This is a genomic window from uncultured Roseibium sp. (assembly GCF_963675095.2).
In the GTDB taxonomy this organism is placed as follows: domain Bacteria; phylum Pseudomonadota; class Alphaproteobacteria; order Rhizobiales; family Stappiaceae; genus Roseibium.
Genome location: NZ_CAXXSJ010000047.1, coordinates 66,084 through 86,279, shown reverse-complemented (window position 1 = coordinate 86,279; position 20,196 = coordinate 66,084). Strand labels below are relative to the sequence as shown.

The window sequence follows — 20,196 nt, the reverse complement described above, 5'->3', positions numbered from 1 at the left end:
TAAACATGAGGCGGGGATATACCCCAAGCCGCCGTCCGAAACAAGAGGGTTAGCGGCATTCCGGAGTCAATTTAAGCCTTGGCATTTAGGATGCGATCCTCCAAGTCTACGAACAAACGGACAAGCCGGCCAGCGAGGGAAAAGCCGTGAGCAGTGACAGCACCGAAAAGAGGTCCCGCAGCCGCAAGTCCCTCCGCCCGTTAACCCGCCTCCTTCCCTACCTCAAACGGCATCGCAGGATGACTGCCGCGGCCCTGGTCGCGCTTGTGTCGGCCGCGGCCATCACCCTCGTCCTGCCCACCGCGGTCCGGCGCGTGATCGACTTCGGCTTTGCCGGCGACAACCCGTCCCTGATCAACACCTATTTCTTCGTGCTGTTCGGCGTGGTGGCCGCCCTCGCGGTCGCCAGCGGGGTGCGCTACTTCCTCGTCATGTGGATCGGCGAACGGATCGTCGCCGAGGTCCGCGCGGATGTCTTCGAACACATGACCGCACTCAGCCCCGGTTTTTACGACCAGGCGAAATCGGGCGAGATCCTGTCCCGCCTGACCGCGGACACGACCCAGATCAAGTCCGCCTTCGGCGCCAGCGCTTCGCTTGCCATGCGCAACACGCTGATGTTCATCGGCGCGTCGATCATGATGGTGGTCACCAGTCCGCGCCTGTCCGTCATCGTCCTCCTCGCCATCCCGGTGATCCTGGTGCCGCTGTTGGGCTTTGGCCGCTCGGTCCGCAAACGCTCCCGCTCCGCGCAGGACATGCTCGCCGCCGCCTCCGCCTACGCATCTGAAATGCTGGGCGCGGTCCGCACCCTGCAGGCCTTCACCCACGAAACCTACGCAGCCGACAAATTTCGCAATGCAGCCGAAAACGCTTTCCGGGCCGCCCGGCTGGCGACTGCGGCCCGGGCCGTTCTGACCGGCTTCGCCATCTTCGTGATCGGGGCCAGCGTGGTCGCCGTGCTTTGGATCGGCGCCAGCGACGTGCTGGCCGGCCGCATGTCCGGCGGTACCTTGAGCCAGTTTCTATTGTATTCGATCCTGGCGGCCGGATCGCTGGCAAGCCTGTCGGAGGTCTGGGGGGAACTGTCCCAGGCGGCTGGCGCCGCGGAGCGCCTCAGCGAACTTCTCGACATCGAACCGGAAATCGCAGCACCGGCAAATCCCGTTGCCCTGCCTGCCAGGCCGACCGGCGCCATCGCCTTCAACGATGTGTCCTTCGCCTATGACGGCGCCAAGGACATGCCGGTCCTCAACCACGTGAACCTGACCATCGAACCGGGCGAAACCCTCGCGGTCGTCGGGCCGTCGGGAGCCGGCAAGTCGACGCTGTTTCACCTGCTGATGCGGTTCTACGACCCGAAATCGGGACAGATTACCCTCGACGGGCACGACCTGCGTTCGCTCGACCCGAAGGATCTGAGGCGCACCATTTCGCTGGTCCCCCAGGACACGGCTGTTTTCGGAACGAGCATTGCCGAAAACATCGCCTACGGCCGGCCGGATGCCTCCAGAAACGAGATCGTCGCGGCTGCGGCCGCTGCCCATGCGGACACCTTCATCACCAACTTGCCCGATGGCTATGAAACTTCCGTTGGCGAGCGTGGCATTACTCTGTCGGGCGGACAGCGCCAGCGCATCGCCATTGCCCGCGCCATCCTGAAGGACGCACCCGTGCTTCTGCTCGACGAAGCGACCAGCGCGCTGGATGCGGAAAGCGAGAAGCTGGTTCAGGATGCTCTGGACGGACTGATGCAGGGCCGCACCACACTGGTCATCGCCCATCGCCTCGCAACGGTTCTGAAGGCTGACCGGATCATCGTCATGGAGGCGGGCCGGATCGTGGAAACCGGAACTCATGCCGAACTCACAGTACAAGACGGGCTCTACGCCAAGCTGGCCCGCCTGCAGTTCAATACGGATGGGCCCGAAACAACCGCGCCCGCGACTCAGACGGGCTGAGCGCGGGCGCGGCAATCTCTTCAACTGTGAAGCCCGGTCTTAGTCCTCGTCGGGCACTGCGACCGTATAGTTGAGCGGCAGGCGTCCGCCGTCGGCATAGATCGTCTGGCCGGTCACGTAGCTTGCATCCGCGGACGCCAGGAACGCCGCGACACTGGCGATTTCCGAAGGCTCGCCGATGCGCAGCATGGGCGTGCGTGAGAGGATCCGGTTCCGGGCAGCCGGATCGTCGTTCACCGACGCCAGCATGTCCGTCATGATCGACCCCGGACCGATTGCGTTGACCCGGATCCCATGCGGGGCCAGCGCCAGGGACGTCGCCTTGGTCAGTTGGTTGATCCCACCCTTGGAGACGCAATAGGGGATCTGGTTGGGGATTGCGACGACGGAGTTGATCGACGACATGTTGATGATCGCACCTGGCGTACCGCCACCTTCGACCTTCTCCACCATGTGCCGGGCAACCGCCTGGGAGCACAGGAACGCGCCCTTCAAGTTGATCGACAGCACCCGGTCGAAATCGTCTTCCTCAAGTTCCAGGAAATCCGAGCCGACGACAACGCCGGCATTGTTCACCAGAACATCGATATCGCCGAACGCATTGAGCGTCTCTGCCACCAGATTGCGCACGTCCAGGCGTTCGGCCACATTGCAATGCAGGTAGATCACCTCGCCGAAGCCCGACAGGTCCTCGGCTGCGCTCTGTCCGGCTTCGTCGTCGACATCAGCGATGACGACTTTGGCTCCATCCATGACGAAACGCTTGGCGACGGCATAGCCAATCCCGCGGGCTGCGCCCGTGACGATGGCAACCTTGTTCTCAAGGGACACTGAAAACCTCTTGGCAATTTAATTGAACGGGCCGCCGAAACGGCGACCCGACCATAAGAGGCTCCTGTCCCTATGTCGATGGCTTCTTTGCCACCCCAGTTTTACCCGGTTCAGCTGGGACCGCCGAGACCGCGGTCCTTCATTGCCCCGAAGATTTCATCGAGAATCGCCGGATCGTCGATGGTGGCCGGCATCTTGTAGCTCTCCCCGTCGGCGATCTGGCGCATGGTTCCACGCAGGATCTTGCCGGACCGGGTCTTGGGAAGACGCTCCACAGTGATGGCCAGTTTGAACGCGGCCACGGGACCGATCTGGTTCCGGACCAGCTTGATCAGTTCCGCCTCGATCTCCTCATGCGGCTGATCGACGCCCGCCTTCAGCACGACGAAGCCGCAGGGCAGTTGTCCCTTCAACTGGTCGGCGATGCCGATCACCGCGCATTCGGCCACCGCCGGATGGGTGGCGAGCACCTCCTCCATGGCGCCGGTGGAAAGCCTGTGACCCGCCACGTTGATGATGTCGTCCGTGCGCGACATGATCGACAGATAACCGTCGTCGTCGATGACCCCGGCGTCGGAGGTTTTGTAATAGCCGGGGAATTCGGCGAGATAGGCGTCGTGGAACCGCTTTTCCGCATTCCACAGTGTCGGCAGGCATCCCGGCGGCAGCGGCAGCTTGATCACGATATTGCCGAGCGTGTTCGCCGGCAGCGGATGGCCCGCATCGTCCAGGATCTGGACGTCATAACCGGGCATGGGAACCGTCGGCGATCCCGGCTTGACCGGCAGCTGGCCGAGGCCGAGCGGATTGCCGACGATGCACCAGCCGGTTTCCGTCTGCCACCAGTGATCGACGATCGGCACCTGAAGCTGATCAGCCGCCCAGTTGACCGTATCCGGATCGGCGCGTTCGCCGGCCAGGAACAGGGCCCGGAAATTCGACAGGTCGTACTGGCCCATCAGCTTGCCGTCGGGATCCTCCTTGCGGATCGCGCGGAAGGCGGTCGGCGCGGTGAAGAGCGAGACGACGTTGTGTTCGGAAATCACCCGCCAGAAGACGCCGGCGTCGGGCGTGCCGACCGGCTTGCCCTCGAACATGATGGTCGTGCAGCCATGCAGCAGCGGGGCATAGACGATGTAGGAGTGGCCCACGACCCAACCGACATCGGACGCGGCCCAGAACACCTCGCCCGGCTTGATGTCGTAAAGGTTCGACATCGACCATTTCAACGCAACCATGTGGCCGCCGTTGTCGCGCACAACCCCCTTGGGCTGGCCGGTCGTGCCGGAAGTATAGAGAATGTAGAGTGGATCGGTCGCCTTGACCGTGACGCAGTCGACCGTGCGACCGGCCGATTGAGCCGCATCCATCAGCACGCCGAGGTCGTGATCCCGGCCGTCGACCAGATCCGCCGCCTGCTGTTCGCGCTGAAAGACGAAACAGGCATCCGGCTTGTGCGAGGACTGGTCGATCGCCGAATCGATCAGCGGCTTGTAGGCGATGACCCGTCCGGGCTCGATGCCGCAGGACGCCGCGATGATCGCCTTGGGAGTGGCGTCATCGATCCGGGTGGCCAGCTCATGGGCGGCGAACCCGCCGAACACGACGGAATGGATCGCGCCGAGCCGCACGCAGGCGAGCATCGCCATCGCCGCTTCCGGGATCATCGGCATGTAGATGATCACCCGGTCGCCCTTTCCGATGCCGTTGTCGGCCAGAACCGCCGACATGGCCTGCACCCTGTCCAGCAGTTCCTTGTAAGTGTAGGTCGCGGCCGTGCCGGTGATCGGGCTGTCGTAGATCAGCGCCGGCTGATCGGCCCGGCCGCCCTCCACATGACGGTCAAGGCAGTTGTAGCAGGTGTTGCACTCCCAGTCGGGAAACCAGCGGCCGTACTGGCCGGAACTGCCGTCGAACGACTCGTCCCCGGTCTTGAACCAGTCGATCTCCTCGGCCGCCTCTTTCCAGAACCTGTGAGGCGCGTTCTTCCAGGACTGATAGGTTTCAGCATACCGGCTTGCCATTTTTCCCGTTCCTCCCAAGAAACTTCCGCCTAAAAAACTCACGCCTGATATCTGGCTCGGCGGTTATAGAGAACAGTGCGCGACAGCATCCATAGTTGCAAGGCCTTGGCCAATACGACATTAGAAGGGATCGGGGCTTTACGTAGACAGGTTCTGCGTGCTTCTCTCGCTCACCCCTCTTGAACCTGATCCGATCACGTTAATGCACCCCATTTCCGACCCGTTGTTTTACGCCGCCGCCATCCCCGCGATCTTTCTGGTCGGCTTGTCGAAGGGAGGGTTCGGCGGGACGCTTGCCATGCTCGGTGTTCCGCTGATGGCGCTGGTGATCTCCCCGATCCAGGGGGCCGGCATCATGCTGCCCATCCTGATCGTCATGGATGTGGTAGCGCTGTTCGCCTACCGGGGCACCTTCGACCGCCGGAGCCTGATGATCCTCATGCCCGCCGGCATCGTCGGGATCGGCATCGGCTGGGCCACCGCCGCTTATGTGCACGAGGAATTCATCACCCTGATGGTCGGTGTGATCTCCCTGCTTTTCGTGGCCAATTACCTGTACAAGGGGAAGCAGGCCCATGTCCCCGCCGAGCACAACAGGCCCAAGGGGTATTTCTGGGGGGCGATTTCCGGCTTCACCAGCTTCGTCAGCCACACCGGCGGCCCGCCCTACCAGCTCTACATGGTGCCGCTCCGGCTGGCGCCGACGCTTTTCGCCGGAACGGGAGCGATCTATTTCGCCACGCTGAATTTCCTGAAACTGGTCCCCTATTTCATGCTAGGGCAGTTCGACACGACCAACCTGACGACCTCGGCCGTGCTGCTGCCGATCGCACCGGTCGCCACCATGACCGGGGTCTGGCTGGTCAGGGTCATCAACCCTGCGATCTTTTACCGGATCATCTACGTGCTCATGGGCGTCATCGGCGTGAAGCTGGTTTATGACGGCATCGGCATGTACCTGTCCTGAGCGGGCAACCGTATTTGCTGCACTGCACAATTAGCCAGATTGCTAGGGCACGGACCCGTTGCAAAAACCGGGCGATAGAGATTTGATGGTTCCAAGAACGATCTTCGGGAGGAACCGATCATGGACGCAAACGCCAGTCCCTTTTCTATTGGGCTCGACAAGAATGCCGCCAATTACGCGCCCCTCAGCCCGCTGAGCTTTCTCAACCGGGCCGCGGATGTGTTTCCCGACCACATCGCCGTCGTCCACGGATCGCAGCGCCTGGACTACAAGACCCTTTACAGCCGATGCCGTCAGCTTGGGTCGGCCTTGAGCCGGCTGGGCATCGGCAAGGACGATACGGTCACCGTCATGCTGTCCAACGTGCCGCCGATGATCGAGGCGCATTACGGCGTGCCCATGACCAAAGCGGTTCTGCATTCGCTCAACACCCGCCTGGATGCGGCCATCATTGCCTTCCAGCTCGATCACGCAAACACGAAGGTCCTGATCACCGACCGGGAATATGCCCCGGTGATGAAGGAAGCACTCGCCCTTGCAACAGTGAAACCGGTGGTGATCGACTATTCCGATCCGGTCTTCCCGCAGGAGGGCGAGCGGCTCGGCACGCTCGACTACGACGACTTCGTTTCTGGCGGCGATCCGGACTACGCCTGGTCCCTGCCCGACGATGAATGGGACGCCATTTCGCTGAATTACACCTCCGGCACGACCGGAAACCCGAAGGGCGTCGTCTATCACCACCGCGGCGCCTATCTGCTGGCCCAGGCGAACATCCTGACCGCCTCCATGGCCAAGCATCCGGTCTATCTCTGGACCTTGCCGATGTTTCACTGCAACGGCTGGTGTTTCCCGTGGTCGCTGTCGGTTGTGGCCGGCACGCACGTCTGCCTGCGCTGGGTCCGGCCCAAGGCCATGTGGGATCTGATCGCCGACGAAGGCGTGACCCACCTGTGCGGCGCGCCGATCATCATGTCGACGCTTCTGAATGCTCCATCCGCCGACAAGCGCGACCTCGACCGGGTGATCGAGTTCTTCACCGCCGCCGCCCCGCCACCGGAGAGCGTGCTTGCCGCCATGAAGGACGCAGGCTTCAACGTCACCCATCTCTACGGCCTGACGGAAGTCTACGGGCCCGCCGTCGTCAACGAGTGGAAAGGCGAATGGGATGCCCTGCCCGCTGCCGAACAGGCGGCCAAAAAGGCGCGTCAGGGCGTGCGCTACGTCGCCCTTGAAGGCCTGACCGTGCTCGATCCGAACACCATGGAGCCGGTGCCGGCCGATGGCCGGACAATCGGCGAAGTCATGTTCAAAGGCAATGTGGTCATGAAGGGGTATCTGAAGAACCCGCAGGCGACTGATGAAGCCTTTGCCGGCGGCTGGTTCCATTCCGGCGACCTCGGCGTTCTGCACCCGGACGGCTATATCCAGCTGAAGGACCGCTCCAAGGACATCATCATTTCCGGAGGTGAGAACATCTCCTCCATCGAAGTGGAGGACGTGCTCTACAAGCACCCGGACATCCAGGCCGCGGCCGTCGTCGCCCGGCCGGACGAAAAATGGGGCGAAACCCCCTGCGCCTTCGTTGAGATACGGGAGGGCGCGACCGTGACCGAAGAGGACATCATCGCCTTTGCTCGCGAACATCTCGCCGGCTTCAAGGCCCCCCGGACCATCGTTTTCTGCGAACTGCCCAAGACATCAACCGGCAAGATCCAGAAATTCGCCCTGCGGGAGCAGGCCAAGGCCCTGTAAGCCGTTAACTTTTCGGAAACCACAAGTTCAATCGCGATGGCTGAATCCCTGTCAGATGTGACAGGGATCACGCCGCGCGCAAGCCAGGGAATCTATCGAAACACGCAAATCGATCTTACATTCGGGAACGGCTGAAGGTCCGCCGCAATGAACCGCTTGCGTGTTTTGACATTTTTTCTCGCGCTGATTGCCGCAACGTCCTCTTCGACCGGGGCCGCGCTGGCCTTTACGGGCCTGAAACCCCTTGCGATCCTGATGCCGGGTGCTGGTGGCCCCGTCTCCAGTGATTTCGTGATGCGCAATCGGAACCTGTTCCGTCAGGCGGGCTTCGACACCAAGGTGATTACCATTCCGCGTGCCGCGGCGAACGCCGCGAATAGCCATAGCGACAGACGCAAGGTCTTTCTGATCGGCGTGGACCGCGGCGCAAATCAGGTTGCCGCCGCTTTGGCACTGGGCGCGCAGGTCGATGCGGCAGTGATGCTTTCCGGCGATTACGGAGAGGCCATGCAGACCCTGATGTCGCCGGCTCTCCTTCCCGATACCCTTGTGGTTCATCATCGTGGCGACCGCTGCGGCCAGACGCCCGCGGCCCAGGCGTCCGCGTTTGCGGCCTGGTCCCGTGGCAAGGCAAAGCTCGTATGGATGTCGATGTCGGGAATGCCCGATCGCAATCCTTGCGGTCCATTCGGAGCACACGGGTTCTATTTCAACGATGCGGAACCGGTTTCGGCGGTTATCCGGTTCCTGAGGGCACAATAAAAAACGCCGCGGAAATCCGCGGCGTTTTTCGAAACGGGAAGCTTCGTCAGTGAAGCGTTTCGTCTTTTCGTATTCGCTCGATCTCGTCCTTGAGCTTGAGCTTTTGTCGTTTCATATCGGTCAATTCCAGGGAGTCCGTACTCGGATGAAGGAGAGCACTTTCGATCTTGCGTTCCAGGGCTGCGTGACGGCGCTCAAGTTCTGCTAGATGCGACTGCATGGACATGGAATTGCCTCCTGTCTGTTGGCCTCAAACCAGGTCATCGTGCCACGGCCATCGGGCCTTGTCGATTGCCGTTTACGTTCGAGAGCGAAGATTTGCCGTCGAACGTGTGATTCCTGGGTACAAAGCTAGGAAAACCTTAATCCAACGGCCAAATTATAGCGCTCTCTTGCGACAATTCGCATCAGAATTTTCTGCGATTTGCTATGAATGACAGGGCAGTATGTGACGCCTCGCCGCCTTATTTTCCCTTCATTCGAAACGAGATGCTTGTCGAAACGGGATTTTATGCAATAGGAAACACCGGCGTACCGTTTGTCGGGGGAGTGCAATGTCGGAAGCGGATGAAAAGGCACTGAGAATAGAGCTGGCACAGCTTCGCCAGGAACACCGCGACCTCGACGTGGCCGTGGAGGCATTGGCCGCCACGGCAAACTGCGATGCGCTCCAGCTTCAGCGGCTGAAAAAGAAGAAGCTCATGATCAAGGACCGGATCTCCTCCCTCGAGGATCAGCTCTTTCCCGACATCATCGCCTAACCCGCCATTCCTTCAAAACAGCCTTGCATCGGCAAGGCCGCTGCCTATACTCCGCGCCTTTCCGGACACCATCAAGTCAGGACACACGATATGGCCGCAGCCGACGTTGCAATCATCATGGGAAGCCAGTCCGATTGGCCGACTATGAAACATGCAGCCGACACCCTTGATCAGCTTGGGATCGCCTATGACGCGCGCATCGTTTCCGCGCACCGCACGCCGGACCGGATGTACGAATTCGCGAAAGGTGCGAAAGCCGAAGGCTTCAAGGTGATCATCGCGGGCGCCGGCGGGGCTGCCCACCTGCCGGGCATGACCGCAGCGCTCACCCCCCTGCCCGTCTTCGGCGTTCCGGTCGAAAGCAAGAGCCTGTCCGGCGAGGACAGCCTCCTGTCCATCGTGCAGATGCCGGGCGGCATTCCGGTCGGGACACTCGCGATCGGCAAGGCAGGAGCGACCAACGCGGCCCTTCTGACCGCCGCGGTCCTGGCCTTGAGCGACCCGAAGATCGAGAAAGCCCTGGACACCTATCGCGCCGGGCGCACCGCGGATGTCGCCGAACGGCCCTCCGACGACTGAGCTTAAGCAGGTGAGACGCAGGTCATGAACGAGAACACCCGTCTTTCCCCCGGCGATACGATCGGAATTCTGGGCGGCGGCCAACTTGGCCGCATGCTGGCGCTGTCCGCAGCAAGCCTCGGCCTGAAGGCCCACATCTTCTGCCCGGATCCGGAAAGCCCCGCCTTCGACGTCTGTTCCGCCTACACGATCGCGCCCTATGAGGATGTCGGGGCGCTGGACGCCTTTGCGTCGGCCTGTTCGGCCGTCACCTATGAATTCGAAAATGTGCCCGCCCTGACCGCCGCGCATCTCGCCTCACTGGTGCCCGTGCGACCCGGGGTCAAGGCGCTGGAAGTCTCCCAGGACCGCTTGAGCGAAAAGGATTTCCTGGCCGGCTCCGGCGTGGCGCTCGCCGGCTATGCAAGTGTCGACAGCGATGAGGACCTTCAGGCAGCCCTCGAACGATTCGGCGGGACCGGCGTTTTGAAGACCCGCCGCTTTGGGTATGACGGCAAGGGTCAGGTCATGATCCGCAAGCCGGAAGACGTGAAGGGCGCTTTCGAAAAGATCGGCCGTGCACCGGCGGTGCTTGAGGAACTCATCGGCTTCGAGCGCGAAGTCTCGGTGATCGTCGCCCGCGACATCGACGGCAATTGCGATGCCTATGACGTTTGCGAAAACCATCACGAGCACCACATCCTGAAGACCTCCACCGTGCCGGCGAATGTGAGCACCACGACCGCCCAGGCTGCCCGCGAGATGGCGATCCGGATCGCGTCTTCCCTCGATTACGTCGGTGTCATGGGCGTGGAGATGTTCCTGTCGCGCGGTGCCGACGGCGAAACCCTGCTGGTCAACGAAATCGCGCCGCGCGTGCACAATTCCGGTCACTGGACCGAAGACGCCTGCCTGACCTCCCAGTTCGAGCAGCACATGCGAGCGGTAGCAGGCTGGCGGCTCGGCGCCTGTGCCCGCCACTCCGACGTGGTCATGGAAAACCTGATCGGCGACGAATGCGACGCATGGCCGGAAATTCTGGCCGACCCGAACGCCAGACTGCATCTCTACGGCAAGCGCGAGGCGCGTCCGGGCCGGAAGATGGGCCACGTCAACCGGATCAGTCCGCTCACGAGCGCATAACGTACTGAGATTTCAGGACAGCAGCCCCAGGGCCTCGCGCCGGTAGAACCGGCGATTGGCCAGAACGGCTACGGTCAGCAATCCACCGGCAAGGCCGCACCAGATACCGACCCCTCCCAGACCGAGACCGAAGCCGAGGCCGAGGGATAGGCTGATCCCGATCACCCAATACCCCCCGAAAGCATAGATCAACGGCACCTTCGTATCCCCGAGACCGCGCAGATTGTTGACGCCGATGATCTGGGCGCCGTCGGCGATCTGGAAGAACGCTGCTACCGCGAGAAACGAGGTGCCGAAGGCCAGCACCGGCTGGGATTGCGGATTGCTGAAATCCAGATAGAGCGACACCAGCGTTTCGGGGATCGACCAGAAGACCGCCGCAAAACAGGTCATGGCGCCCATGGTGATCACCAGCGCCGTCCATCCGGCGCGCCCGACCCCGGCGTGGTCCCGGCGACCGGAGGCCAGACCGACCCGGGTCATCGCGGCCTGGCTGAGCCCCACCGGCACCATGAAGGTCAGCGATGCGATCTGCAGCGCGATCCCGTGGCCGGCCAGTTGCAGGGTCCCGAGCCACCCCATCATGATTGCGGAACCTGAAAACAGGGCCGCCTCCAGGATGATCGTCACCCCGATCGGCAGGCCGAGGCGCAGGATCTGGAAGAAGGCCGGCCAGTCGGAGCGCCAGATCCGGCCGAAGATATAATATCGCTTCAGCCGGGGATGCAGTGCCGCATAGGCAAACAGCAGCACCATGGTCACCGCGGAACTGATCACCGACGCGATCCCCGCGCCGACAAGCTCAAGACGGGGAAAGCCGAAGTGTCCGAAGATTAAGAGATAGTCGAGAACCGCATTGGCGAGCGCGCCGGCGACCGTTGCCCAAAGGACCACCTGGGCCCGCTCCATGATGGTCAGGAACCCGCGGACCGCCATGATGCTCAGGGCCGGAAACATGGTCCATTTGAGAACATCCATATAGCCGCCGGCCGTGGCCGCGATCTGAGGATCTTGCCCCAGGAACAGCCAGATCTCCTCCGCATAGGCCATCAGTCCCCATATCGGCAGGCAATAAAGGGCAACGACCCAGAACCCCATGCGCACCGACCGGCGCAATTCACGCATGGCCCGTTGGCCGCGGGCTTTTGCCGCCAGAGGGATCACAGCCTGGATCAGGCCCATGCCGAAGAACCAGAGCAGCATGTACATGTTGAACGCCAGCACCGACGCCGCCAGTTCCTGTGCGCCGAGACGGCCGATCATCAGGACGTCGGTGGTATTGATCGCCATCTGGGCCAGCTGGGCCCCGACCAGCGGCAAGCCGAGCGCAAGGGTCGGGCGGATGTCGCTCTTCCAAAGCGCCAGAAAACCGCCGTTGCCCGGACGGATACCGTCCCAGCCAGCCATGTGAGCCTCCAGGAAATCGCAAGTTGCCTCGACACGTCGTCCGCAACAATGCGTACTTCCCCTGTACCCCGCGAAAGCCGCCCTGTCCAGAAGGCCGTACCATGCGTCAGGAATGGCTGAATTCCGCGCGATAATCTTTGTGAATGCCAGTGGACAATCCACAGGCCTTCTGATATGACCGCGCGCATTGTGAGCGGCGCGTCAGCGGCGACGTGTTTCTGCACGCATGTGCAAGTCCGAATCTCCCGAGACTTTGGAACGCCCATGCAGTTCGGAAACGGACGCCACGGCAGACGACAAGAAACGTTCACACGGCAATTCAGGTTACAATCACGGTCGCGACAGGCTCGCGGCTCGTCTCAGAACGGGAAAAGACGCGTGCAGGTTCTGGTTCGCGACAACAACGTCGATCAGGCGCTCAAGGCGCTGAAAAAAAAGTTGCAGCGTGAAGGTGTCTTCCGCGAAATGAAACTCCGTGGCCATTTCGAAAAGCCATCGGAAAAGAAGGCGCGCGAAAAGGCTGAAGCCGTCCGCCGCGCCCGTAAGCTGGCCCGCAAGCGGGCTCAGCGCGAAGGCCTGCTTCCAGGCCGCGCTCCCCGCCACTAAGGGCGCGGGCCAAAATAAATAGCTGATATCGGGCCAGATTCCGGGCCGGCCGAATAATCGGCCGGCTTTTACTGTTTATTCTGGTCTCGAAACGTATTTTCGACACGATCACGCTTCAAGCAAACCTCTCAGCTATCAAAGCACAGGCAACCGGACTGGATGATTCAGCACCCATCACATGCAATGCGCGCCGCCCTCAATCCGAAACATGCGCTCGGCCTTTTGCTCGCCGTCGGGATTGCGGCAGGCCTGGGTGGATGCCAGTCCAGCGGTGTTTATGACGACGTTCCGATTGATCGGGCGGTCGGCTCCTCCGCCAACATCGATTCGCTGACGGCGGTGATCGAAGCCAATCCGCGGGACGCGAGCGCCTACAACACGCGCGGCATCGCCTACGGGCAGGCAGGAAAGCTCGACCAGGCGATCGCCGATTTCAATATCGCGCTGCAGCTCAATCCGGGCTCCTACCAGACTTACACCAACCGGGCACTCGTCTTTCGCCGCATGGGCAACAACCAGCAGGCGATTGCCGATTATACCCGGGCGATCAACATAAAGCCGGATTACGATGCCGCCTACGTGGGCCGGGGCAACGCCTACCGGACTCAGGGCAACTATGGGGCCGCTTTGGCCGACTTCAACTCGGTTATCGCCAGAAACAGCGGCGATGCCCGTGCCTATTACAATCGCGGCCTGATCTACCAGGCCCAGGGCCAGCACGCCCAGGCGATCGAGGATTTCGCGACGGCGATCGGCCTGAGCCCGAATGTCAGCGAGATCTACACCGCCCGCGGCATTTCCTATCTGGCCATCAACGATCCGAATGCGGCGTTCTCCGACCTGTCCATGGCCGTGAACCTCGACAAGCAGTCCGCCGTTGCCTGGGCGAACCGTGGCGCGGCCCTGGAGCTTCTGGGCAACCTGAAAGACGCCCGCAGAAACTACACCAAGGCGCTGAACCTGGACAATTCCAATGCCCTGGCCCGTGACGGCCTGACCAGGGTCAACAGGTCCATTAAATCCTGATCGCATGCTTTCGCGGGCAGGCATTGGCTTGCCCGTGACTTCGATCATTTTCCGCGACATCGATAGCCGGTAGTCTCTCTCCATCGCACGTCACGAGGGAGCCGCAGCCATGGCGAACAGTCGCAAAATACTTGTCATCGACGGTCACCCGGATCCGGACGCCGACCACTTCTGCCATGCCCTCGCCCAAAGCTATCGCCGGGGCGCAGAGGCCGGCGGACATCTTGTCGATGTGGTGAGGGTCGCCGATCTCGATTTTCCTTTCCTGCGTTCGCCGAAGGATTATGACACCGCGCCCGTCCCGGCGTCTCTGGAACAGGTCACGCAGGAGATGCTTGCGGCGGACCATGTCGTCCTGATCTATCCGCTGTGGCTTGGAACCCTGCCGGCCCTGACGAAAGCCTTTCTCGAGCAGGTCTTCCACCGCGACACCGCCTTCGAACCGGCCGAGGAAGGCAAATGGCCCAAGGGCCGCCTGACAGGCAAGTCCGCGCGGGTGATCGTGACCATGGGCATGCCGGCTCTGATCTACCGCTTCTGGTATGGCGGACACAGCCTCAAGAGCCTGGAGCGCAACATCCTGAAGTTCATCGGCTTCAAACCGGTCCGGGACACGGTTTTCGGCATGGTGGAAGCGGTCAGCGAAGAAAAACGCAAGGACTGGCTGCGGCAAGTCGAGGACCTGGGACGACAAGCAATCTGAGTTCGTCTCCGCTCAGAACGGGCAGTCCGCACGGAAGGTCACCAGACGGCCGTCCGCGGGATGGTGCAGCGTCAGCTCCTCGGCGTGCAATGCGAGCCGGCCGGAGGCATGAAGCGCGTCCCCGTCCGCATAAAAACGGTCGCCGGCGATCGGGTGGCCAAGCGCCAGCATATGCACCCGAAGCTGGTGCGAGCGCCCCGTCAGGGGATAGAGGCGAACCCGTGTCATGACACCGTCCCGTTCCACCACCTCCCAGCGCGTCAGGGCCGGTTTGCCGCGGTCGTGGCACACCATCTGCTTGGGCCGGTTGGGCCAGTCACAGATCAGCGGCAGGTCGACCTCGCCCTCGTCCGCGGACAATTGCCCCCAGACCTTCGCGACATAGGTCTTCTGGGTTTTGCGGCGCTCGAACTGAAGTCCCAGGTGCCGATGTGCGGCCGCGTTCATGGCAAGGACCAGGATGCCGGAGGTATCCATGTCCAGGCGATGGACGATCCGCGCCTCCGGATAGGCTTGTTGAGCCCGTGCCTCGATGCAGTCGGCATGTTCGGCGGCCTTTCCCGGCACGCTCAACAGTCCGCTCTGCTTGTTGACCACCAGCAGGTCCTCGTCCCGGTGGAGCACCTCCAGCCAGGGTTCGACAGGTGGATCGTAGATGAAGGGGGCGGGCGCAGTCGTCGTCATGAATGCGCTTTTAGAGTGGTTCCGAGCAAAACAAAAGGCGCGGGATTTTGTCCCGCGCCTTTCGAAAATCGGATGCTCTGAAAGATCAGAACGCCTTGACGATTTCCTCGGTCATCTTCTTGGCGTCGCCGAACAGCATCATCGTCTTGTCGAGGAAGAACAGCTCGTTCTGGATGCCGGCATAACCGGAGCCCATGCCGCGTTTGACGAAGAGAACCGTACCGGCCTTGTCGACGTCGAGGATCGGCATGCCGTAGATCGGCGACTGCGGATCGTCACGGGCCGACGGGTTGGTCACATCGTTCGCCCCGATCACGTAAGCCACATCGGCCTGCGCGAATTCGGAGTTGATGTCTTCCAGTTCGAACACCTCGTCGTAAGGCACATTGGCTTCCGCCAGGAGCACGTTCATGTGCCCGGGCATGCGGCCTGCGACCGGGTGAATGGCGTATTTCACCTCGACGCCTTCTTCCTTCAGGAGATCGCACATTTCGCGCAGGGCATGCTGTGCCTGGGCGACGGCCATGCCGTAGCCAGGCACGATGATGACCTTGGACGCGTTCTTCATGATGAAGGCCGCGTCTTCGGCCGAGCCTTGCTTGACCGGACGCTCTTCCTCGTCACCGCCGGAAGGACCGGCAGTCTCGCCACCGAAGCCGCCGAGGATCACCGAGATGAACGAGCGGTTCATGCCCTTACACATGATGTAGGACAGGATCGCACCCGACGAGCCGACGAGCGCGCCGGTGATGATCAGGGCCATGTTGCCGAGGGTGAAACCGATACCGGCGGCCGCCCAACCCGAATAGGAGTTGAGCATGGACACCACCACCGGCATGTCCGCGCCCCCGATCGGAATGATGATCAGGATGCCGAACAGGAACGCCACCAGCACCAGGCCCCAGAAGATGAGGGCGCTTTCGGTGTTGACCAGACCGATGACAAGAAGCACGAGGCCGATCGCCAGGGCGAGGTTAATCAGGTGACGGCCCGGCAGCATGATCGGCTTGCCCGACATGCGTCCGTCCAGTTTCAGGAAGGCGATGACCGAACCGGTGAAGGTGATCGCGCCGATCGCGGCCCCGATGGCGGCTTCGACCAGTGCCTGGGCATGGATATGCCCCGGAGCGCCGATGCCGAAAGCCTCAGGCGCATAAAGCGCGCTGGCCGCGACGAAGACCGCTGCCAGGCCCACCAGGGAGTGGAACGCGGCAACCAGCTGCGGCATGGCCGTCATCGGAATGCGCTTGGCGATGACCGCGCCGATACCGCCGCCGATACCCACCCCGGCCACGATCAGAAGACCGGAGCCCATGGTGACGCCAGAGGCAAACAGGGTCGTCACAACGGCGATGGTCATGCCGAGCATGCCGTAATAGTTGCCCTTGCGCGAGCTTTCCGGGCTGGACAGCCCGCGCAGTGCCATGATGAAGAGAACGGCGGAGACGAGATAGAGAAGCGCCGTGATATTTGCAGACATCAGATCGGCCTCCTATCGCTGCTTTTTCTTGTACATGGCAAGCATTCGGCTGGTCACGAGGAAGCCGCCGAAGATGTTCACGCTTGCCAGTACGAGGGCGAGGAACCCGAAGATCCGCGCCATGAGTGCGCCGTCGCCGGCCGTCAGGTCGACGCCGACCGCCAGAAGCGCACCGACGACGATCACTGACGAAATGGCGTTGGTCACCGCCATCAGCGGCGTGTGCAGGGCCGGGGTCACCGACCAGACCACGTAGTAGCCGACGAAGATCGCCAGCACGAACACCGAGAACAGGAACACGAACGGTTCGATCACGCTTCCCGAGGCAGCCACATGCATGGCGGTATCGCCGGCACCGGCGGTCAGCTGGTCCACGTAGCCTTGCGCGGCCACGGCGGCATCCTGTGCCGTTGCCGCGGCTTCGCGCGCGGCATCCGCTGCGGCGTTCGCCCGTTCCAGCATTTCGCTTTGAGACAATTCGCTCATAACTTCCCTCCTTAGGCCTCTGCCGGTGCAAAGGCGGGATGAACCACCTTTCCATCGCGGGTCAGGACGGTTGCGGTCACCAGCTGGTCTTCCCAATCGGGCTTCAGCGTCTTGGCTTCCTTGTCGATCATGGTTTCCAGGAACGCAAACAGGTTCTTGGAGTAAAGGGCGGAGGCGGATGCCCCGATCCGGCCGGCCATGTTGAGATGGCCGACGATCTTCACGTCGGAAACGGTGGCCACCTTGCCCGGCTTGGCACCTTCCACGTTTCCGCCCCGCTCGACCGCGAGGTCGACGATCACGGAACCCGGCTTCATGCTGGTGAGCATGTCCTTGGAGACCAGCTTGGGTGCCGGACGTCCGGGAATGAGTGCGGTCGTGATGACGATGTCCTGCTTGGCAATATGGGAAGCGACCAGCTCGGCCTGCTTCTTCTGATATTCCTCGGACATCTGCTTGGCATAGCCGCCGGCGGTTTCCGCCTGCTTGAATTCCTCGTCCTCGACGGCGATGAATTTCGCGCCGAGCGATTCGACCTGTTCCTTGGCGGCCGGACGGACGTCCGTGGCGGTCACCACGGCGCCGAGACGGCGGGCGGTCGCGATCGCCTGGAGACCGGCAACGCCAGCCCCCATGACGAAGACCCGGGCGGCGGGAACGGTCCCGGCCGCTGTCATCATCATCGGCATGGCGCGGTCGTATTCGTAAGCCCCCTCGATCACGGCCTGATAGCCGGCGAGGTTAGCCTGAGACGACAGGACGTCCATGACCTGGGCGCGGGTGATGCGCGGCATGAATTCCATGGCAAATGCGGCAACGCCCGCATCGGCCATTGCCTTGACCTCGTCCTCATGGCCGTAAGGGTCCATGGTGGCGATGACGAGCGCTCCGCTCTTCATGGCCTTGAGTTCATCCGCATTCGGCCGGCGAACCTTCAGGACGACGTCTGCGTCCTTGAGCGTGGTCGCGGCGCTGGTGGAAATCGTGGCGCCCGCTTCCTTGTAATCGGCATCGGGAATGCGCGAGGCCAGACCGGCCCCTTTTTCGACGGACACAGTGGCGCCCAGACCGATCAACTTCTTGACCGTATCGGGCGTTGCAGCCACGCGTGTTTCAACCGCGTCGCTTTCACGCGGCACAGCAATTTTCATTGGGTAACCTCCCAAGAGCAAAAAAGCATCCCGGGCGCGTACCAGGGATGCCTTCTGATGGATCGATTAGACGGTCAGAATCGCCAGAAGGGCGGTCAGCACGAAGACGGCGGCCGACGGAACCCAGCCCTTGGCACCAAGTGCAAGACCGATGGCACCTGCGACCATCGTCGCGATCAGCATGAGCCAGCCGAAAACGGTGGCGGCGGTTCCGCCGAACGAGAACAGAATCAGGCACAGGACGATGTTGAGAACGGCCACGGTGCCGACCTTGGAGAAATTGATAAACCCCTCGTAGGTAGCTTCGTGTGCCTCGTAGTCCATTGCGGGCGCGGAATTGTCAGACATGGAGTCCCCCGATTGAAAAGCTGTCGTCGGCAAACTTCTTACATGAAAGCCGACGGACTGGGCAATGTTTTGCGTAAACAAACGTACTTTCGTCAACCTGCAATAACGTCCCGAACCGGATCAGGCCGCAGATTTTTCAAAAGGAAAGCCCACGGAGGCAAGAACTTTTCCCTGCCGTTCCGCCACTGTTTTGGCTGAAAAAGCTTCGATCTGCTCGTTGAAAAGGCGGAAAAAATTCAATTCGGCGCGCAAATGAAGAAAAACGCCGCCGAGACCTATCGCCGCGCGATCCATGAAAACGAATTCCTGCGGCACTGTGACCCGGCCGAGTTGTTTCAGGGCGCTGTGGACACGAAACGCCTCCTTGCGCCCGTACTCCGCCGGGCTCACCCCGTCCGCGATCGATCGGACACGGTCGGTCAGGAGAGGCCCGTAGATGAAGCGCGCCCAGATATTGAGAACGTCGATGACCTCGCGCTTGAGGTCCTTGAAGCCCCAGCGCTCATAGGCCGAAACGACCCGGGCCTCGTCCTCTTCCAGCAGGCCCATATAGAGATCGACGACCCCTTCGACGAAGCTTTCCGGGAAAATGCGGATACAACCGTAATCGAGCAGATTGATACCGGCCGGCGCCCCGCCGTCCTCAAACACCGTGTAATTGCCCAGGTGCGGATCGCCGTGGATCAGACCGTAATGACTAAAGGGATGCCACCAGGCTTGGAACATGGTGGTGCCTAAGAGGTTCCGCTCCTCGAGACTGTGTTCCTTGAATTGAAGCAGCGGGGCGCCTTCGAGCCAGTTCATGGTCAGGAGACGCCTGGTCGACAGCTCTTCGACCACGTCGGGAACCCGGATCCGGTCATTGTCCGCAAGCATGGCCCGGTAGACGGCCATGTGGGCGGCTTCGCGCACATAGTCGAGTTCCTCGCGAACCCTGGCGCTGATTTCCTTGGCAATCTCCCTTGTGTCGATTGCCGCCTGCATGCGCCGATGGATCGAGAACAGCATCTGCAGCTGTTTAAGATCCGCTTCGACGGCCGACGCCATATCCGGATACTGCAGCTTGCAGGCAACGTCGCGGCCATCGAGCGCGACGGCCCGATGAACCTGACCGAGCGAGGCCGCCGCCGCAGGCTCCTTGCCGAATTCCTTGAACCGGGACTGCCAGTCGGCACCCAGTTCCGCCCGCATTCGCCGCTTGACGAAGGCCCAGCCCATGGGCGGCGCATTGGACTGAAGTTTGGCGAGTTCCGTGGTGTATTCCGGCGGCAGCACGTCCGGGATCGTCGACAGCAACTGGGCGACCTTCATCAGCGGTCCCTTGAGCCCGCCAAGGGCCGCGGCGATTTCGGCCGCGTTCTTTTCGCTGTCGAGATCGATGCCGAACAGGCGCGCCCCGGCGAGCTTGGCGGCAATGCCGCCGACACTGGTTCCGACCTTCGCATAGCGTCCGACCCGGCCCGTCAGCCGGTTTGCCTCGCGATCCTTTTCGCCTGCCATGACGTCTGGAGTTCTCCGGTTATGCCCTCAGTTATGTAGGTAC

Annotated in this window: 20 protein-coding genes; 10 read left to right on the top strand and 10 right to left on the bottom strand. The window is 61.9% G+C overall.

Annotated features, from left to right (window positions below; genetic code table 11):
* Nucleotides 1-146 precede the first annotated feature (146 nt).
* The gene (locus tag ABIN98_RS17510; RefSeq protein WP_346911860.1) at nucleotides 147-1,961 is read left to right on the top strand and encodes an ABC transporter transmembrane domain-containing protein; all 1,815 of its coding nucleotides are present in this window, start codon (nucleotides 147-149) and stop codon (nucleotides 1,959-1,961) included.
* Nucleotides 1,962-2,000: 39 nt separating this feature from the next.
* Here the strand turns inward: ABIN98_RS17510 and ABIN98_RS17505 are convergent, their stop codons facing one another.
* Both ABIN98_RS17505 and ABIN98_RS17500 read right to left on the bottom strand, forming a co-directional pair.
* Nucleotides 2,001-2,792, bottom strand: a complete 792-nt coding sequence (locus ABIN98_RS17505) for an SDR family oxidoreductase (RefSeq protein WP_346911859.1) — start codon at nucleotides 2,790-2,792, stop codon at nucleotides 2,001-2,003.
* A gap of 110 nt (nucleotides 2,793-2,902) precedes the next feature.
* Nucleotides 2,903-4,816 (bottom strand): propionyl-CoA synthetase, encoded by a 1,914-nt coding sequence (locus ABIN98_RS17500; RefSeq protein ID WP_346911858.1) that lies wholly within the window; start codon nucleotides 4,814-4,816, stop codon nucleotides 2,903-2,905.
* A 202-nt stretch (nucleotides 4,817-5,018) separates the two neighbouring features.
* Here ABIN98_RS17500 and ABIN98_RS17495 point away from each other — a divergent pair, with 202 nt between their 5' ends.
* From ABIN98_RS17495 to ABIN98_RS17485, 3 genes are all read left to right on the top strand, one after another.
* The gene (locus tag ABIN98_RS17495) at nucleotides 5,019-5,783 is read left to right on the top strand and encodes a sulfite exporter TauE/SafE family protein (protein ID WP_346911857.1); all 765 of its coding nucleotides are present in this window, start codon (nucleotides 5,019-5,021) and stop codon (nucleotides 5,781-5,783) included.
* 120 nt (nucleotides 5,784-5,903) lie between these two features.
* Nucleotides 5,904-7,538: an acyl-CoA synthetase gene (locus tag ABIN98_RS17490; RefSeq protein ID WP_346911856.1), complete on the top strand. Its 1,635-nt coding sequence runs from the start codon at nucleotides 5,904-5,906 to the stop codon at nucleotides 7,536-7,538.
* Nucleotides 7,539-7,703: 165 nt separating this feature from the next.
* Nucleotides 7,704-8,300: a hypothetical protein gene (locus tag ABIN98_RS17485; protein WP_346911855.1), complete on the top strand. Its 597-nt coding sequence runs from the start codon at nucleotides 7,704-7,706 to the stop codon at nucleotides 8,298-8,300.
* A 46-nt stretch (nucleotides 8,301-8,346) separates the two neighbouring features.
* On the opposite strand, the gene ABIN98_RS17480 is transcribed toward ABIN98_RS17485, so the two are convergent.
* Nucleotides 8,347-8,526, bottom strand: coding sequence for a DUF465 domain-containing protein (locus tag ABIN98_RS17480; RefSeq protein WP_346911854.1), 180 nt, complete (start codon nucleotides 8,524-8,526; stop codon nucleotides 8,347-8,349).
* A gap of 328 nt (nucleotides 8,527-8,854) precedes the next feature.
* On the opposite strand from ABIN98_RS17480, the gene ABIN98_RS17475 reads away from it, so the two are divergent.
* From ABIN98_RS17475 to ABIN98_RS17465, 3 genes are all read left to right on the top strand, one after another.
* Complete coding sequence (locus ABIN98_RS17475; RefSeq protein WP_190292045.1) at nucleotides 8,855-9,061, top strand: YdcH family protein; 207 nt, start codon at nucleotides 8,855-8,857, stop codon at nucleotides 9,059-9,061.
* 90 nt (nucleotides 9,062-9,151) lie between these two features.
* Nucleotides 9,152-9,640, top strand: a complete 489-nt coding sequence (purE, locus tag ABIN98_RS17470; RefSeq protein WP_346911853.1) for a 5-(carboxyamino)imidazole ribonucleotide mutase — start codon at nucleotides 9,152-9,154, stop codon at nucleotides 9,638-9,640.
* Between the two features lie 24 nt (nucleotides 9,641-9,664).
* Nucleotides 9,665-10,762 carry a 5-(carboxyamino)imidazole ribonucleotide synthase gene (locus tag ABIN98_RS17465; RefSeq protein WP_346911852.1) on the top strand — a complete coding sequence of 366 codons (1,098 nt, stop codon included), beginning with the start codon at nucleotides 9,665-9,667 and terminating at the stop codon, nucleotides 10,760-10,762.
* Between the two features lie 12 nt (nucleotides 10,763-10,774).
* On the opposite strand, the gene ABIN98_RS17460 is transcribed toward ABIN98_RS17465, so the two are convergent.
* Nucleotides 10,775-12,169: an MATE family efflux transporter gene (locus tag ABIN98_RS17460; protein ID WP_346911851.1), complete on the bottom strand. Its 1,395-nt coding sequence runs from the start codon at nucleotides 12,167-12,169 to the stop codon at nucleotides 10,775-10,777.
* A 378-nt stretch (nucleotides 12,170-12,547) separates the two neighbouring features.
* Between ABIN98_RS17460 and rpsU the strand changes: the two genes are divergently transcribed.
* From rpsU to ABIN98_RS17445, 3 genes are all read left to right on the top strand, one after another.
* Nucleotides 12,548-12,775 carry a 30S ribosomal protein S21 gene (rpsU, locus tag ABIN98_RS17455; protein WP_190292160.1) on the top strand — a complete coding sequence of 76 codons (228 nt, stop codon included), beginning with the start codon at nucleotides 12,548-12,550 and terminating at the stop codon, nucleotides 12,773-12,775.
* Between the two features lie 159 nt (nucleotides 12,776-12,934).
* On the top strand, nucleotides 12,935-13,801 hold the full coding sequence (locus ABIN98_RS17450; protein WP_346911850.1) for a tetratricopeptide repeat protein: 867 nt from the start codon (nucleotides 12,935-12,937) through the stop codon (nucleotides 13,799-13,801).
* A gap of 109 nt (nucleotides 13,802-13,910) precedes the next feature.
* Nucleotides 13,911-14,504, top strand: a complete 594-nt coding sequence (locus ABIN98_RS17445; protein ID WP_346911849.1) for an NAD(P)H-dependent oxidoreductase — start codon at nucleotides 13,911-13,913, stop codon at nucleotides 14,502-14,504.
* Nucleotides 14,505-14,516: 12 nt separating this feature from the next.
* Here ABIN98_RS17445 and rluA read toward each other — a convergent pair whose 3' ends face one another.
* The 6 genes from rluA to ABIN98_RS17415 all read right to left on the bottom strand — a co-directional run bounded on the left by rluA (nucleotide 14,517) and on the right by ABIN98_RS17415 (nucleotide 20,153).
* Entirely contained in the window at nucleotides 14,517-15,188 is a 672-nt protein-coding gene (rluA, locus tag ABIN98_RS17440; protein ID WP_346911848.1) for a bifunctional tRNA pseudouridine(32) synthase/23S rRNA pseudouridine(746) synthase RluA, read from the bottom strand.
* An 85-nt stretch (nucleotides 15,189-15,273) separates the two neighbouring features.
* Complete coding sequence (locus ABIN98_RS17435; RefSeq protein ID WP_346911847.1) at nucleotides 15,274-16,668, bottom strand: NAD(P)(+) transhydrogenase (Re/Si-specific) subunit beta; 1,395 nt, start codon at nucleotides 16,666-16,668, stop codon at nucleotides 15,274-15,276.
* A 12-nt stretch (nucleotides 16,669-16,680) separates the two neighbouring features.
* Nucleotides 16,681-17,154 (bottom strand): proton-translocating transhydrogenase family protein, encoded by a 474-nt coding sequence (locus tag ABIN98_RS17430; protein WP_346911846.1) that lies wholly within the window; start codon nucleotides 17,152-17,154, stop codon nucleotides 16,681-16,683.
* Nucleotides 17,155-17,165: 11 nt separating this feature from the next.
* Nucleotides 17,166-18,305, bottom strand: a complete 1,140-nt coding sequence (locus tag ABIN98_RS17425; RefSeq protein ID WP_346911845.1) for a Re/Si-specific NAD(P)(+) transhydrogenase subunit alpha — start codon at nucleotides 18,303-18,305, stop codon at nucleotides 17,166-17,168.
* A 66-nt stretch (nucleotides 18,306-18,371) separates the two neighbouring features.
* A complete protein-coding gene (locus ABIN98_RS17420; protein WP_346911844.1) occupies nucleotides 18,372-18,653 on the bottom strand; it encodes an aa3-type cytochrome c oxidase subunit IV in 282 nt (93 codons plus the stop codon).
* A gap of 120 nt (nucleotides 18,654-18,773) precedes the next feature.
* A complete protein-coding gene (locus ABIN98_RS17415) occupies nucleotides 18,774-20,153 on the bottom strand; it encodes an AarF/UbiB family protein (protein ID WP_346911843.1) in 1,380 nt (459 codons plus the stop codon).
* Nucleotides 20,154-20,196 lie beyond the last annotated feature (43 nt).

Coding starts and splice junctions, on each gene's coding strand:
- ABIN98_RS17500 (WP_346911858.1), bottom strand. CDS start 4,816: ATGGCAAGCCGGTATGCTGAAACCTATCAGTCCTGGAAGAACGCGCCT.
- ABIN98_RS17495 (WP_346911857.1), top strand. CDS start 5,019: ATGCACCCCATTTCCGACCCGTTGTTTTACGCCGCCGCCATCCCCGCG.
- ABIN98_RS17490 (WP_346911856.1), top strand. CDS start 5,904: ATGGACGCAAACGCCAGTCCCTTTTCTATTGGGCTCGACAAGAATGCC.
- ABIN98_RS17480 (WP_346911854.1), bottom strand. CDS start 8,526: ATGTCCATGCAGTCGCATCTAGCAGAACTTGAGCGCCGTCACGCAGCC.
- ABIN98_RS17475 (WP_190292045.1), top strand. CDS start 8,855: ATGTCGGAAGCGGATGAAAAGGCACTGAGAATAGAGCTGGCACAGCTT.
- purE (WP_346911853.1), top strand. CDS start 9,152: ATGGCCGCAGCCGACGTTGCAATCATCATGGGAAGCCAGTCCGATTGG.
- ABIN98_RS17465 (WP_346911852.1), top strand. CDS start 9,665: ATGAACGAGAACACCCGTCTTTCCCCCGGCGATACGATCGGAATTCTG.
- ABIN98_RS17460 (WP_346911851.1), bottom strand. CDS start 12,169: ATGGCTGGCTGGGACGGTATCCGTCCGGGCAACGGCGGTTTTCTGGCG.
- ABIN98_RS17450 (WP_346911850.1), top strand. CDS start 12,935: ATGATTCAGCACCCATCACATGCAATGCGCGCCGCCCTCAATCCGAAA.
- ABIN98_RS17445 (WP_346911849.1), top strand. CDS start 13,911: ATGGCGAACAGTCGCAAAATACTTGTCATCGACGGTCACCCGGATCCG.
- rluA (WP_346911848.1), bottom strand. CDS start 15,188: ATGACGACGACTGCGCCCGCCCCCTTCATCTACGATCCACCTGTCGAA.
- ABIN98_RS17435 (WP_346911847.1), bottom strand. CDS start 16,668: ATGTCTGCAAATATCACGGCGCTTCTCTATCTCGTCTCCGCCGTTCTC.
- ABIN98_RS17430 (WP_346911846.1), bottom strand. CDS start 17,154: ATGAGCGAATTGTCTCAAAGCGAAATGCTGGAACGGGCGAACGCCGCA.
- ABIN98_RS17425 (WP_346911845.1), bottom strand. CDS start 18,305: ATGAAAATTGCTGTGCCGCGTGAAAGCGACGCGGTTGAAACACGCGTG.
- ABIN98_RS17420 (WP_346911844.1), bottom strand. CDS start 18,653: ATGTCTGACAATTCCGCGCCCGCAATGGACTACGAGGCACACGAAGCT.
- ABIN98_RS17415 (WP_346911843.1), bottom strand. CDS start 20,153: ATGGCAGGCGAAAAGGATCGCGAGGCAAACCGGCTGACGGGCCGGGTC.